The sequence below is a fragment of the Pedobacter hiemivivus genome (assembly GCF_005144565.1).
Classification (GTDB): Bacteria; Bacteroidota; Bacteroidia; order Sphingobacteriales; family Sphingobacteriaceae; genus Pedobacter; species Pedobacter hiemivivus.
The window spans coordinates 20,591-35,850 of the sequence record NZ_SWDX01000008.1; the positions used below are offsets into that span (position 1 = coordinate 20,591).

At 39.2% G+C, this 15,260-nt stretch carries 13 protein-coding genes; 2 read left to right on the plus strand and 11 right to left on the minus strand.

Going from position 1 to position 15,260, the window contains the following annotated elements; genetic code table 11:
* Nucleotides 1-13 precede the first annotated feature (13 nt).
* The 4 genes from FBD94_RS18810 to FBD94_RS18825 form a co-directional block, all read right to left on the minus strand.
* Nucleotides 14-1,066, minus strand: coding sequence for an AI-2E family transporter (locus FBD94_RS18810; protein ID WP_136881356.1), 1,053 nt, complete (start codon nucleotides 1,064-1,066; stop codon nucleotides 14-16).
* 11 nt (nucleotides 1,067-1,077) lie between these two features.
* Entirely contained in the window at nucleotides 1,078-2,478 is a 1,401-nt protein-coding gene (locus FBD94_RS18815; protein ID WP_131612201.1) for a sigma-54-dependent transcriptional regulator, read from the minus strand.
* A gap of 151 nt (nucleotides 2,479-2,629) precedes the next feature.
* Nucleotides 2,630-3,412 (minus strand): enoyl-CoA hydratase/isomerase family protein, encoded by a 783-nt coding sequence (locus FBD94_RS18820; protein WP_136881357.1) that lies wholly within the window; start codon nucleotides 3,410-3,412, stop codon nucleotides 2,630-2,632.
* Nucleotides 3,413-3,415: 3 nt separating this feature from the next.
* Entirely contained in the window at nucleotides 3,416-3,835 is a 420-nt protein-coding gene (locus tag FBD94_RS18825; RefSeq protein WP_131612205.1) for a cobalamin B12-binding domain-containing protein, read from the minus strand.
* 80 nt (nucleotides 3,836-3,915) lie between these two features.
* Between FBD94_RS18825 and FBD94_RS18830 the strand changes: the two genes are divergently transcribed.
* Nucleotides 3,916-5,577, plus strand: coding sequence for a glutamine--tRNA ligase/YqeY domain fusion protein (locus FBD94_RS18830; RefSeq protein WP_131612207.1), 1,662 nt, complete (start codon nucleotides 3,916-3,918; stop codon nucleotides 5,575-5,577).
* A 35-nt stretch (nucleotides 5,578-5,612) separates the two neighbouring features.
* On the opposite strand, the gene FBD94_RS18835 is transcribed toward FBD94_RS18830, so the two are convergent.
* Nucleotides 5,613-6,452 (minus strand): N-acetylmuramoyl-L-alanine amidase, encoded by an 840-nt coding sequence (locus FBD94_RS18835; RefSeq protein ID WP_136881358.1) that lies wholly within the window; start codon nucleotides 6,450-6,452, stop codon nucleotides 5,613-5,615.
* Nucleotides 6,453-6,570: 118 nt separating this feature from the next.
* Between FBD94_RS18835 and FBD94_RS18840 the strand changes: the two genes are divergently transcribed.
* Nucleotides 6,571-8,253 (plus strand): dipeptidyl-peptidase 3 family protein, encoded by a 1,683-nt coding sequence (locus tag FBD94_RS18840; RefSeq protein ID WP_205945907.1) that lies wholly within the window; start codon nucleotides 6,571-6,573, stop codon nucleotides 8,251-8,253.
* Here the strand turns inward: FBD94_RS18840 and FBD94_RS18845 are convergent.
* Genes FBD94_RS18845 through FBD94_RS18870 form a run of 6 tightly spaced genes read right to left on the minus strand, consistent with a single transcriptional unit; the run spans nucleotide 8,246 to nucleotide 15,148 of the window.
* Nucleotides 8,246-8,608, minus strand: coding sequence for a response regulator (locus tag FBD94_RS18845; protein ID WP_136881359.1), 363 nt, complete (start codon nucleotides 8,606-8,608; stop codon nucleotides 8,246-8,248). The two genes, FBD94_RS18840 and FBD94_RS18845, sit on opposite strands and share 8 nt — an antisense overlap.
* Before the next feature lie 21 nt (nucleotides 8,609-8,629).
* Complete coding sequence (locus FBD94_RS18850) at nucleotides 8,630-9,193, minus strand: chemotaxis protein CheB (protein WP_235884564.1); 564 nt, start codon at nucleotides 9,191-9,193, stop codon at nucleotides 8,630-8,632.
* Entirely contained in the window at nucleotides 9,193-10,014 is an 822-nt protein-coding gene (locus FBD94_RS18855) for a CheR family methyltransferase (RefSeq protein WP_136881361.1), read from the minus strand. The genes FBD94_RS18850 and FBD94_RS18855 overlap by 1 nt, the downstream gene beginning before the upstream one ends.
* Before the next feature lie 3 nt (nucleotides 10,015-10,017).
* On the minus strand, nucleotides 10,018-10,395 hold the full coding sequence (locus FBD94_RS18860) for a response regulator (RefSeq protein WP_131612217.1): 378 nt from the start codon (nucleotides 10,393-10,395) through the stop codon (nucleotides 10,018-10,020).
* Nucleotides 10,396-10,420: 25 nt separating this feature from the next.
* Entirely contained in the window at nucleotides 10,421-14,011 is a 3,591-nt protein-coding gene (locus FBD94_RS18865) for a response regulator (RefSeq protein ID WP_136881362.1), read from the minus strand.
* A 12-nt stretch (nucleotides 14,012-14,023) separates the two neighbouring features.
* Nucleotides 14,024-15,148 carry a hybrid sensor histidine kinase/response regulator gene (locus FBD94_RS18870; RefSeq protein WP_131612221.1) on the minus strand — a complete coding sequence of 375 codons (1,125 nt, stop codon included), beginning with the start codon at nucleotides 15,146-15,148 and terminating at the stop codon, nucleotides 14,024-14,026.
* Nucleotides 15,149-15,260: the final 112 nt, after the last annotated feature.

Below are 15,260 nucleotides of genomic sequence, written 5' to 3' on the forward strand. Positions count from 1 at the left end.
CGAAACACCAGTATTACAACCCTTCGTGTTCAGAAATTGTTTTAATTCTTTCCAACCTTTCCGAAGCCATTGAGCTTGTTTCGTATATTTTAATCAATAGGATAAAATATGATAACAATAGTGGGCCATAAACCAGCCCGAGTATTCCGAATAAGGGTACACCAATAACTACGCCAATTACAGTTATAATGGGATGAATATTTCCAACTTTTTTCGCAATGATGAACCTCAGCACGTTATCGATGTTAATAATCACCAGAAAACCGAATACCAACATTGCCCAGCCACCAAAATCATTGCCATTGGCAATCTGTATTAATGCGGCAGGAACAAAAATGATAGGCGGCCCCAATACAGGCACAAAAGAGATAAAAGTAGTTATTACCCCCCAAAATACAGGATCAGAATAACCCAACAAATAAAAAGACAGACCTAACAAACTACCCTGAACCATTGCAATAAAGCCCTGTCCCAACACATTTGCATAAGTCGTGTTACGCATCTCCTCGGCAAACCTTTGCGCATTTTGCGCCCTAAAGGGTGCATATTTTATCAATGCACTTTCAAATCGCTCTCTTTCTACTAACATAAAGTACAGTAAAAAATACATCAGCAACAGCCCTAGTACAATATTAAATGCACCTGAGATGAGCGAGGGAAACAAGTCAGCAGCCCAAGTGCCGACCTTCTTTAAACCTTCTCCAATTAGCCTTTCCATATTCTCTCCTACCGGCACCAAATGTTGGAGCTTAAACAGAAGACCTTTAAAATACGCAGGATCACTTTGCAGCTCGGCGATTTTTTTAATCACCATGGCACTAAGGGCATAAAATGGAAGAATGAGCACAATAACTGACATTGCCAGCAATAGCACAGCAGAGAAACTCTTATTCCAATGCTTAACATCCACCAGATACATAAATGCAGGTCGTAAAATGGTAAACAAGACCAGTGTGCTTAAAATGGAGCCAAAAATCCCCTGCAAAGAATACGCAATTAAACAACCTAATGCTATGATAATAACCAGATTGATATTATTCCGTTGCTTATAGTTGAAAATTGACATAATTATTCGCTTTATTTATCCAGGTTAATGGCCCTCATTTTATTGTAAAGTGTTTTTCTGTCTATGTTTAGAATTTTAGCCGCTTTAGTTTTGTTAAAATTAACTTCCCGCAGCACTTTTAAAATAGCCTCATATTCTGCCTCTAATGCCGCATTTTTTAAGTCCCTTGGACGCTCTGTGCGCGACATGGTTGTTTCAATGGCGTTAGCCTTTGCATAGGTCGAAATCTCTAAGGGCAATGCCTTCAGCTGAATTTCCTGAGATTCAGTTAACAAGGTCGCCCTTCTGATTACATTTTTCAACTCCCTTACATTACCTGGCCAGTTATAAGTTAAAAAGCAATCTTCAACCTCTTGTGAAAAGCCCAGCACATTCCGGCTAAGTTCTTGATTGGCAACTTCCAAAAATGTATTAGCAAAGATTAGAATATCTCTTCCACGCTGACTTAGTGGAGGAAGATCGATCGAAAACTCGTTAAAGCGATGATATAAATCTTCTCTGAACTTGCCTTTTTGAATGGCATTTGCCAGGTTCTCATTCGTTGCAACAATAATCCGCACATCAAGATCAATTTCTTTAGTACTGCCGATGCGCTTGATTTTCCGCTCCTGAACGGTCCTCAACAAGGCCGCCTGAATATCATAAGAAAGATTTCCTACCTCATCCAGAAAAAGTGTTCCACCATTAGCCATTTCAAAATGACCGATTTTAGTGTACAGAGCCCCTGTAAATGAACCCTTTTCGTGTCCAAAAAACTCACTCCCAGCTAGCTCTTTGGTTAAAGAACCGCAGTCCATAGCCACAAATGGGTTATCGCGCCTCGGACTGTTTAAGTGAATGGCTTTAGCAACAGATTCCTTCCCGGTGCCACTCTCTCCAGTTAAAATTACGCTATAGGAGGTGGGGGCTACCAATTGAATCTGTTTTAACAAATGCTTTGAGGCACTACTTTGTCCAGCTACAAAATTATCTGTTTGGCTGTAAATCTGCCTTTGAAATCTTTGTTTTGGTGTTTCAGAAACTTCAGGTAAAGGATCTGCATTAAGCGCCATCTGAGTCTCAATGGATTTATTGATTGTATTCAAAATCTCATCAGGGTACAGTGGTTTTGTGATGTAATCATAAGCGCCAAGCTTGATCAACTCAACGGCTAACTTGATATCTGAATAACCAGTTATAATGATTACCCCTGTTCTAGGGTACTTTTCTTTGATTTTAATAAGCATCTCCTTACCATCGGTATCTTCCAGACGGTAATCACATAAAACTAAATCGTAATACTCTTTGGACAGATATTCCATCGCTGAAACACCGCTTGTAGCAGTTGATACACTAAACGAATTGCGCGTTAAAAATTTAGATAATAGTATCCCAATATTTATTTCGTCGTCAACAATTAATATTTTTCTCATAGGTATTTATTGAATAATACTGAGATAAATATATGTGGTTTTTTTTGTTATGGGAAATATTTTCTACACTTTTTATGTAAGTATTCCCCCAACCCAGATCATAAAATGGAGAAATAAAAGACAAAAAAGCAAGTTAAATCGTAAAAATCAACTATTTACCTTGAAAAACCGGCTTTCTTTTTTCTAAAAAAGCCCGCGTACCTTCTTTAAAATCTTCGGTGTTAAAGCACAATCCAAATTCCTTTATTTCGATTTCAAATCCATTCGCTTCAACATCAAATGCAGAATTGACAGATTTTATTGCAGCTGCAATTGCTAAAGGCGCTCGTAATTTGATCCGATTTAAGATGCTTTCTGCTTTCGCTATAAGTTCTGATTGAGGAACCACATAATTTAACAATCCGATTTTTTCTGCATCCTCTGCAGAGATCATATCAGCTGTTGCAATCATTTCAATAGCCTTTCCTTTGCCTACAATTTGTGTCAACCTTTGTGTACCTCCGTATCCTGGAATCAAACCCAGCGAGGTTTCCGGCAGACCCAATTTTGCGTGATCTGCACCAACACGAATATGACAGGCCATCGCCAATTCTAATCCACCACCAAGCGCAAAACCATTAATAGCCGCAACAACAGGTTTAGGACATTTTTCTATTGCATTAAAAACCAGCTCCTGTCCCTTTCTAGCCAGCTCTTCGCCTTGTTCGCCATTATAATCAGAGAACTCCGAAATATCGGCCCCGGCTACAAAAGCTTTTTCTCCAGCTCCAGTTAAAAGAACCCCCCTTACCTCATCCTGTTGTGAAGCAACAGCAATCACATCAGCCAGTTCAGCAAGTGTTTCTTTATTTAAAGCATTTAATTTATGTTCCCTGTTAATGGTTACATATAAAATCTGTTCTTTCAGTTCGGATAGAATATTTTGATAAGTCATAATCTAAAAATTTCTGTTTTCAGCAACCCAGTTTTTAATATAATTAACGATTGTCTCCATTGTTGTTCCCGGAGCAAATAACTCCCCCACTCCAATTTCTTTCAACTTATCCATATCTTTTTCGGGTATAATCCCACCGCCGGTAAGCAAAACATCAGTTACATTTTTCTGTTTCATGATCTCTACGATCTTTGGAAATACGGTCATGTGCGCACCCGATAAAATAGAAACCCCAATTGCGTCAACATCCTCTTGCAGGGCCGTATTCACCACCATTTCAGGCGTTTGGCGCAATCCGGTATAAATAACCTCCATGCCGGCATCCCTTAAAGAAGTAGCGATTACTTTTGCTCCCCTATCATGGCCATCTAGTCCAACCTTAGCCACTAAAACGCGGATAGGCCTTTTTACTGCATTGCTCATATTTTATGGTAATAAGTAGGCTGTAAATGTAAGTAAATTAGCCGTTTTATGTTAACTTTGACCAAAAATTTACAGCTGATATGAGTGAGGAAAGATCATTGAACTTTATTGAAGAGATCATTGAGAACGATTTAAATAGCGGAAAATACAAGACGTTAATCACCCGTTTTCCACCTGAACCTAATGGATATTTACACATTGGCCATGCTAAAGCCATTTGTTTAAACTTTGGTTTAACAAAAAAATACGGCGGCTATACAAACCTTAGGTTTGATGATACCAACCCAGTAACCGAAAAAACAGAATACGTTGACAGTCAACAGGCCGACATTAAATGGCTTGGTTTTGAGTGGAAAAATGAACTATATACTTCTGATTATTTTGATACACTGTACGAATACGCCGTTAAATTGATCGAAAAAGGTTTAGCTTATGTTGACCATAGTACGGCTGAAGAAATTGCAGAGTTAAAGGGTACACCTACTGAACCGGGCAAAGATAGTCCATACCGCAGCCGTAGCATTCAGGAGAATCTGGATCTATTTACCGGCATGAAAAACGGTGAATTTGAAGATGGAGCATGTACCTTAAGGGCCAAAATAGATATGGCTAGCCCAAACATGATTATGCGCGATCCGGTAATTTACCGTATTAAACACGCTGAACATCACCGTACAGGTAATAAATGGTGTATCTACCCAATGTATGATTTTGCACATGGTCAAAGTGATAGTATTGAAACCATTACGCACTCCATCTGTACATTAGAGTATGTTTCTCATAGAGAGCTGTATGATTGGTGCATTGAAAAACTAGAAATCTACCCTTCTAAACAATATGAATTTGCGCGTTTAAACCTTTCTTATACTGTAATGAGCAAACGTAAGTTGCTTCAATTGGTTAATGAAGGCGTGGTAAGTGGATGGGATGACCCTAGGATGCCAACAATAAGCGGATTAAGAAGACGCGGTTATACGCCAGAAAGCATCCGTGAGTTTTGTGAAAGAATTGGGGTTGCAAAAAGAGAGAACATCATAGAACTTAGTCTTTTGGAATTCTGTGTACGCGAGCACCTGAATAAAACAGCTAATCGTGTGATGGCCGTATTAGATCCGATAAAACTGGTAATTACCAATTATCCGGAAGGAAAAGACGAGACATTAATTGGAGAAAACAACCCTGAAGCTGAAGATAAAGGCGGAAGCAGAGAAATTCCATTTAGCAATGAACTATGGATCGAACGTGAGGATTTCATGGAAGAGCCTGCAAAAAAATGGTTCAGACTTGCGCCTGGTGCAATGGTACGTCTTAAGCATGCTTACATTGTTAAATGCGAAGATTTTGTAAAAGACGAAGCCGGAAATGTGACTGAAATACGTTGTACTTACTTCCCTGAATCTAAAAGCGGTGAAGATACTAGTGGCATTAACGTTAAAGGAACAATCCACTGGGTAAGTACCAAACATGCGAAAAGTGCAGAAATCAGAATGTACGATCGTTTGTTTACTGTAGAATCTCCTGATGGGGAAGAAGGCGATTTTAAGGACTACCTGAACCCAAACAGTATCGATGTAATTAAACATGCTTATATCGAACCTTACTTGGCTACAGCCGATAAGGATGCCCGTTATCAATTCATCAGAAAAGGTTATTACTGCCTGGATAAAGACTCAACATCAGAACACCTGGTGTTTAACCGCACAGTATCTTTAAAAGATGCCTGGGCAAAAGGGAATAAATAAAAACAACAAAGGCGCTTTAACAGCGCCTTTGTTGTTTACATGTATTTTTTATACAGATTAAACAGGATCAGTCTATCTGCCGGTGTGAGTACCTGCGTAATATCGGTTTGCACAAAATGGATTTTAAATGCTTCAATAGCCGCTGGCAAATTGCTGGTATTGTAACCAATCACTCTCAAAGCCAATTCCGCATTAAAATCTTCTGGAGGCAAGTTCAAAATATCATCATACCAAAGACCAAAGCCTTGCTTTGCCAAAACCTTCCATGGAAAATTCTTTGGATCGTTTTTTCTGCCCGGTGCAATATCGGAATGACCAATAAAATTAGCTGTAGGAATATTGTACCGTTTCTTTAAAGCATCCAGAAGTGCAACCAGACTTTTGATCTGTGCATCCGTAAAAGGCTGGTTAATGCCGTTATTATCTAATTCTATCCCTATAGAAGATGAATTTAGGTCACTTGTGTTTCCCCATTTCCCTATACCAGCATGATTGGCACGCAGGTAATCATTTACCATTTGCACAACCACACCATCCTTACCTACAATGTAATGAGAACTCACCTCACTCTTCCCCTTTACCAGAAATGTATTGATCGTTTGCTGAGTAGAGTTTTGCGCGGTATGGTGAATGATGACAAAATTAGGCTTACGGATACCGAAATTAATTGAGCCTACCCAAGATTGTATTGTGGGATCAAGGCCATCGATTTTTTGTGCTGGAGGCGGTACCGTCTTAATGATTTCAGAAAAAGATTTGGCCTTATCTTTGTAGATTTTCTCCGTTGCCGCATACTTGTTCGTAGAGCAAGCACCGAATAAAAATAAAGAACCAATTACGAGCCCAATTTTTGTAAATTTATAGAGGTATACCATATTGAGGGAATAGAGAATGTGAAATTACTATTTTTTACTATTTTAGCCGCAAATAATTCGATATATGAATCCCATGGTATCTTGGCGGTCTCATAACCTATTTAAAACTAACTGATATATGAAACACATAAGCAAAGCAACTGTTTTTATTGCTGGATGCTCAATTGTTATGGGGATGGCTTCATGCTCTGGACCTCAGGGAAATAACGATCAAAAAACAACAAAACATTCTTCTACAGAAGACAGCTTGCAAAAGTATGTAGACGAACGTCTGGCCATTTACGAAAAGGTTAAGTTGACCACCAATATCAACGAACTTTCTGTGAATGACCGGAAAATCTTGCCATTAATGATCCAGGCCGCCAAGATTATGGATGAACTGTTCTGGAAACAGGCATATCCGCAGCGCGATAGCTTGTTAAGCACCATCAAGGACGAAAAATCCAGAGAATTCCTCTTGATCAATTACGGCCCTTGGGATAGATTAAACGGAGATAAATCATTTATTTCGGGCATTGGACCAAAACCGGATGGCGCTACCTTTTACCCAGCGGGTATGACTAAAGAAGAGCTTAAAAATTCTGATGTAAAAGATAAATCTGGTCAATATTCGGTGATTAGAAAAGACGACAAGGGTAAGCTTACATCCATACCATATCATGTTTTATACGCTACAGAACTACAAAAAGCTTCAAGCTTATTAAAACAGGCAGCCTTACTTGCCGATGACGCGGGATTAAAGAAATATCTGAATTTACGCGCTGACGCACTACTTTCTGATAATTACACGGCTAGTGATTATGCATGGTTGGATATGAAAACCAACACGCTCGACCTGATCATTGGTCCGATTGAGAACTACGAAGACAAATTATTCAATGCCCGTGCTTCTTATGAGGCATATGTTCTGGTAAAGGATAAAGTATGGAGCAAAAAACTGGCAAAATACGTAAACATGCTGCCTCAGCTACAACAAGGCCTACCTGTTGATGCGAAATACAAAGCAGAAAAACCTGGAACAGATTCAGAGCTGAATGCTTATGACGTGGTGTATTACGCGGGAGATTGCAATGCGGGCTCTAAAACGATAGCTGTTAACCTTCCAAATGATGAGGTGATTCAACAAAAAAAGGGAACCAGACGTTCACAATTAAAAAATGCGATGAAGGCCAAATTTGATAAGATTTTGTTGCCAATCGCCAAGGAACTGATAGATAAGGACCAGCTTCAATACATCAACTTTGATGCTTTCTTTGCTAATGTGATGTTTCACGAAGTAGCACACGGATTAGGTATAAAAAAGACCGTAACTGGAAAAGGCTTTGTTAAAGAAGCGCTACAAGAGCAATATTCATGGCTTGAAGAAGGCAAGGCCGATGTTTTGGGCCTATATATGGTAACTGGATTGCTTAAAAAAGGCGAACTCGAAGGCGATATTAAGCAGTTTTATACGACATATATGGCTGGCATTCTTCGCTCAGTAAGGTTTGGTGCTGCAAGCGCTCATGGAAAAGCTAATATGCAATGCTTTAACTTTTTTAAAGACAATGGTGCCTTTATCAGAAATGACAATGGAACTTACAAAGTAGACTTCGTTAAATTCGAAGATTCTATGAACAAACTAAGCAACTTAATCATTACGCTTCAAGGTAATGGAGATAAAGCTGCTGTTGAAAAAACACAACGTGAAAAAGCCGTAATTACTCCAGAGTTACAGGCTGACCTTGATAAACTAACCAAAAGAGGAATCCCTGTAGATGTTGTATTCGAACAGGGCGTAGATGTTTTGGGTGTTAAATAATCAAATGTTTACTGATTATCTTTTCAAGCTCTTCGATATCGAAGGGCTTGGATAGATACCCATCGGCACCTGCCTCGTCTGCCAGCGACTTTACATCGTTATTGGCGGAAAAGTAAATCACTGGAATATCCTTCAATACCGCATGCGACTTTAAGGCTCTTGTGGCCGCTATCCCCCCAACATCTGGCAACCAGTTGTCCATAAAGATAATATCCGGCGTATAACCCATTACCTGATCTATAATATTATTGGATGTAGAGGACGTTTTAATGTCATACCCCGCGTCTTCCAAAATAATAGTACATAATTCTAAAATATCTACATTATCATCAAATACGAATACTTTCTTGTTCATAGTCATTTTTTGATATAGGGCTTAAGATAGCAAATTTATAAATGCCGCCATATCTTCAATCGTAAGTACCTGATCTATTGCTACATTAAGTTGTGCCTGCGCAGGCATATAGGCTACCTGAGCCGAATCTGGGTCCTGAATTAATGTGGTACCTCCCCAGGATTTGACATATTTTAGTCCATTTACGCCATCAGAATTTGATCCTGAAAGTAGCAAACAAGCAAGTTTTGTTTTATACGCCTCTGCAGCTGTTTGAAATGTAGCATCTATTGCTGGTCTGGAATAGTTGATCTTTTCCGAGTAGTCCAGAGAAAATGTTTCATTCTGCTCTATAAGTAAATGGTAGTCCGAGGGCGCAATATAAACCGTGCCGGCCATTATTTCTTCTTTTTCATCTACTTCCTTAACCTTAAGTTCTGTGCGCGTAGAGAGGAGCGCTGGTAGCAAAGAGTCTACTCCATGTTTTCTATGAACCACAATGATAATTGGAAAGGGAATATCAGTCCTAACATTTGGAAGCACTTTAAGTAACACTTCCAGACTACCCGCCGAGCCTCCAATTATAAATGCTTTACATTTTGTCATCAACCGACTTTTCTCCATATTTTTTCTCCTGGCAAGCGCTTATACCTATTGGAAATTCTTGAAAATTCAACCGTTTCTTTTGATCCTAATGCCAGATACCCGAGTTCATCAAGACTACTATCAAACAAATCTAACACATTATGTTGCAAATCGCGATTGAAATAAATCAGCACATTTCTGCAAAGTATCAGCTGAAATTCATTGAACGAATGATCAGAGACCAGATTATGGGTCGAAAAAACGATCTTACGCTTCAATTCATCATCAAACTTTGCCAAAGAATAACTTGCTGTATAGTAACTTGAAAATTCTTTAGTGCCTCCGGATAAAATGTAGTTTTCCGAATACTGCTGCATCTGGCTCATTGCAAACATGCTTTGAGCAGCTTTTTCAAGCACAGTGGGGTTAAGATCTGTCGCGTAAATTAGTGACTTATGCAACAAATTCAACTCCTTCAAAATAATAGAAATAGAGTAGGCCTCTTCTCCTGTAGAACAACCGGCCAGCCATATCCTGATTAAGGGATAAGTACCAAGCTTGGGCAACACTTCTTCCCTCAATTTTCGAAAGAAAGATGGATCTCGAAACATCTCTGTCACATTAACCGTAATCTGTTCCACAAATCGTTTAAAATAGGTCTGATCATTTAAAATCCTATACCTAAACTCAGCAAAACTTAAAGCTCTATCTAAAGTATAAATTCTGGAGATGCGTCTTTTTATAGATGCTCTTGAATAACCTGTAAAATCATATCCATACTGCTCCAAGAGATCAGAGAGCAATATTTCTACATGTTCATCGGTTATTACTGATAAGTCCAAATTCTATTCCGTTAAAACATAAAGATTTAGCATCCTAATTAATTCATCTACATCTATTGGCTTGGAAATATAGCCTGCTGCGCCGGCATTTATACAACGCTCCTTATCCCCAAGCATCGCCTGCGCAGTAACCGCAATCACAGGCACATCCTTTAGTTCGGGGCTATTTCTCATCCTTGCCATGGCCTCGTACCCGTCTAACCCGGGCATCATCATGTCCATTAGCACCACCGCAATATCGCCATCATTCGTAAGAATTTCAAGCCCCTCTTCTGCCCCTGTGGCAGATATACACTGATAACCTCTTGCTTTTAACACTGCTGTTAAGGCAAAAATATTCCGGTTATCATCATCTACGATTAATACTTTGTTGTCTGCCATATATATAAAAACATAGAAATTATAACTACGCCTTGTTGTAAAGCCACACCCTTAATAATGAAATCAATTGATCAATATCCACCGGCTTTGAAATATAGTCCGATGCCCCTGCAGCTATACATTTTTCCCTGTCACCCATCATAGCCTTTGCTGTAACAGCTAAGACAGGCAATTGTTTGTATGCTTGAATCTTTCTAATTTCCTTTGTTGTCTCATATCCGTCCATCTCAGGCATCATCATATCCATAAGCACCACATCCACCAATGGGTTCTCTTTAAGCATCTGTAGCGCCTCCTTTCCGTCGGTGGCAGCAAGAACTTTCATTTTATGCTGTTCCAAAGCCTTTGTTAAAGAGAATATATTTCGGACATCATCATCAGCAATCAGCACTGTTTTATTATTTAAGACTTCATATAAACCGCCCAGGTTTTCAGACGGCGTTTTTTTATGCTTACCATCTACTTCCTTTTCTTCAACCAAATGAAGAAAAAGCCCCGCCTCATCCAAAATTCTTTGGTAAGAATGTGCCGTCTTCACGACTATAGAATCTGCATATTGCTTAATACGGCTTTCCTCACCCTTAGATAAGTTTTTTCCAGTAAAAATGATGATAGGTAAATTCTCCAGCCCCCTGCTTTTCTTGATCATGTCAAGCGTTTCGTAAGCATTCCTATCAGGAATTCCCATATCCAGGATCACACAATCCACTTCATTCTTATTCAGCGCACCGATACTTTGGTTCACATTGCTAACCACCTCTGTATGTATGCTATAGTTACTAAGAAAATAACTTAGCGCTTCGGCATGCTGCTTATTTTCTTCAACAATCAATACTTTTTTGGGATGTCGACTCAGCGCGTCTTCCAATTTCTGAAAAATTTGCTTCATCTGCTCCAAAGCAACGGGCTTATTGATAAAATCAACAGCGCCCATCATTAAGCTTTCGTTCTTTACTTCAAGAGAAGACATGATATGAACAGGTATGGGTTTGGTAGCAGGGTTAGCTTTCAACTCTTCCATTACCTGCCAGCCATCCTTTATCGGCAGCTGTATGTCCAGCAATATGGCTAAGGGCTGATAGCGATTTGCCAATTCAATCCCCACATCGCCACGAACAGCGACAATCCCCTTATAATTTTTTTTTCGGGTAAACTTTAACAGCGTTTTAGCAAAATTAGTGTCGTCTTCAATAATCAATATGACACGATCCCCGGGTTCAATATCATTCCTGTCATCTTCTATCTCCTGAGGGATAAGATCAACCGTAAAGCGCTCGGCAACAACAGGCTCAATCCGTTCCATATAAATAGGCGGAACCACAGCCTCCGGAGCTAAATCTTCTTCAAGATTTTCCTTTCGATTCAATGGTAAAGAGAAAGTAAACTCACTACCCACATTTTCAGTACTGGTTACCTCTATTTTCCCACCCAACAGCTTAGCCAGCTCCCGGCTTATAGATAGACCCAGCCCTGTTCCACCGAACTTACGACGCGTAGAGCCATCTGCCTGATGAAAGGCTTCAAAAATCAATTCTTGTTTACCTGCCGGAATACCAATTCCAGTATCGGTAACTTTAAATAGTATATTTTCACCCTGCTCATCCTTATTAATCGTTAAAACAACCTTACCTTCAGCTGTAAACTTGATGGCATTAGAAAGTAAATTCTTCAGAATCTGCTCCAGTCGCATTTTGTCGGCATTGATGGTCGTTAAGGTCTCCTCCGCATCAATAATCAATTCCAGCTGCTTATTTTTTGCCACCGGGTTAAATAACGAGCGCATATCTGTTGCGACTTCCTTAATATTGACATCGGTAAATTCAAGCTTCATTTTACCGGCTTCAATTTTAGAAAGATCCAGGATTTCATCGATCAGACCTAGTAATCCCTGCCCGGAACTTTGTATCACTTCTGCATATTCGATATACTCTTCATCTAAATCCTTGTTATCCGACATCAGTTTTGATAGCAATAAAATCGAATTTAAAGGGGTCCGCAGCTCATGAGACATATTGGCTAGAAACTCTGATTTGTATTTGGTACTCTGCTCCAACAGCTCTGCCTTATGCTGAATATCAAGATTTCGTTCTTGAATAAGCTGATTCTTTTCCTCCAATAAATTGGTACGTTCTTCCAGTTCCTGATTACTTTGCAAAAGCTCCTCTTGTTGTACCCTTAATTCTTCTTCGGAAGTTTGAATCCGCTGAGTTTGCGCTTCCAATTCTGCATTTAAGCCTTCCAACTCCCTATGTTGTGCCTGTAACTCTTCAGCCTGCGCTTGTGTTTCCTCTAAAAATTCCTGTAGTTTTTTACGATTCTGTGAGACCGTGACCGCTACACCAATATTATCCGAAATATTATTGAAAAAATCCAGTTGTAAGGGTTTATAAACACGTATAGAGCCAAACTCCATTACCCCTATAACTTCTCCTTCTCTAAAAATTGGTACTGCAATAACATTACGTGGTCGGGTAGTTCCGATGGCAAAGCTAATGGTCAACTCATTATCCGGAATATCATTGATTAAAAGTTGCTTGCCAGATTGCGCTGCCTGTCCCACAAAGCCTTCTCCAAATCTCAGTTTTTTCCGCTTATGCTCTTCCATCAACGAATAGCTGCCTACCAAATGTAAGGTCCGATCTTCTTCAACAAGATAAAATGCAGCGACCTGGCTATGTGTTTGCTCAACAATTTCAGCTACAATATCATCCGCAAGCTGTTGAACGGTTTTCTCACCCACCATTTTATCATTTAGTGCTGCGATTCCTGATTGCAACCACTCTTTATCTTCCAATAATGAAAACGAATATTGCAATGATTCTGCCATTGCATTTAAAGAACCCACCAAACTACCCAAGCCGTCCTTTTCCTCTTCATCAAGTCGCATCCGATAATCTCCGCTCGAAATCCTGTTGGCAATTCCTTGGATAACGGAAATTCTATTGTCTATTTCTTCATTTTTATGCTGTAATTCTTCCTGCAGCCTTACCCTTGTATTAAAATCAAGTGTAACCTTTCTATAAAAGAATATGGTAATTAAAATAGCAAGGAAAGCGGCGAATATGATCAATATCGGGGTAAAACCAGCCATCCTATTCAGATTGGCAGTTCTCACATCCAGTATTCGTCTCTCCTCGCCCCCCATTACCTTAATCAGACTCCTTGCAGCATCCATGTAAGATTTCCCGTTGATCAGCTCTGCAACACTTACAAAGCCGCCACGACTTTTAATCTCAACCGTATTTTTTAATATCTCAAACCTACCCAGAATAAGGTCTTGCAATTTTTTTACATTCCTTTGCTGTACAGGATTATTTTTGGTTTCAGCTTTAATCTGGTCGATCAAGCCCAAAGCAACTTCTTTAGCGCCTTTATAAGGTTCAAGAAAATCCTCTCTTCCGGTTAGTAAATACCCCCTCTGACCTGTTTCGGCGTCCTTTAAAGTAGAGATCACATCCTCTAGCTTAAACATGACTGCATTGCTTTGAGAAACCATCTCGGCACTTTTAATCAGATTTCTTATACTTAGATAAGAGGCTAAAGATGTTATAAAAAGGATCAATAATGACAACCCTAAACCAATGCGCAGGTTATTTTTTATAGATTTCTTACTCATACGAATATTATTTTACTCCGTTTCAGGACTAGACACTAAGGGCAATGTGAAATAAAATTCAGACCCTTCTCCTAATTTACTTTTTACGCCAACTTCACCACCATGTCTGTTAATAATTTCTGCTGAAATATATAAGCCGATGCCTAATCCTTGAAAATGAATAGACGTTTCTTCGACTCTATAAAATTTCTCAAACACACTTTTTTGCAGCTCGGGGGCGATTCCTATTCCAAAATCCCGAACACCAACATACAATTGATCTGCCGTCGTTTTGACATTCACGTCTACTTCATTTGTTCCTGGCGAATACTTAATGGCATTGGTTAAAAAATTAACAATGACCTGCTCAATCCGCATCTCATCAGCATAAATATCCTTAGGTCCATCCCCCATTCTGCTGATTTTAAATTCAGGATTGGCCTGATGAATAACCTCGATCACTCCATCAAGTAAGGTATCAAATACAAAATGTTTTTTATTGAATTTTAATTTGCCACTCTCTATTTTAGAGATATCCAAAAGGTCGGCAATAAGCTCATTCAGCTTTTCCAACTGAACCTGTGCTTTGGCCAGATGCTTTTTTACGGTAGGAATATCGCCTTTATCTACGCTTCGGGCCAATAGTTGCACATACCCTTTTACACTTGTTAAAGGGGTTTTCAACTCATGGCTTGCAATACTAATGAACTCATCTTTTTTTCGCTCGGCTCTTTTTCTGAATTCAATCTCATCCAACAATGCCTTTTGTATTTCGATTAGCTTTCGGCTCTGTTCATAAATCCTATAAAATGTTTTCACCTTTAACAGGAGAATGTCCATATCTACCGGCTTCGTGATGTAATCCAAGCCACCTGAAGAATATCCCTTAGCGATAAATTTAAGCTCAGTATTTGCAGCAGACAAGAAGATAATAGCTGTTTCTTTGGCCTTGCTGTAGCCAGAAATCGCTTCAGCTACTTCAAATCCATCCATCCCCGGCATTTGAACGTCAAGGATAATCAGAACATACTCGTTTTTAAGTACTTTTTTTAAGGCCTCTTCACCTGATGACGCAGTATCGACTTCAAAATTATGTTTCTCCAGAACCTTTTTTAAAGAAATCAGGTTCTCAGAGGTATCATCTACAATTAATATCATTATTAAAAATAAATAAGGCTTATTAAACTTTTTGGCGACAGCGTAGGTGTTAGTATCGCATTAAAGTTATATAAACTTTATAAGTTTAAACTGATAAATAATCATTTTATTG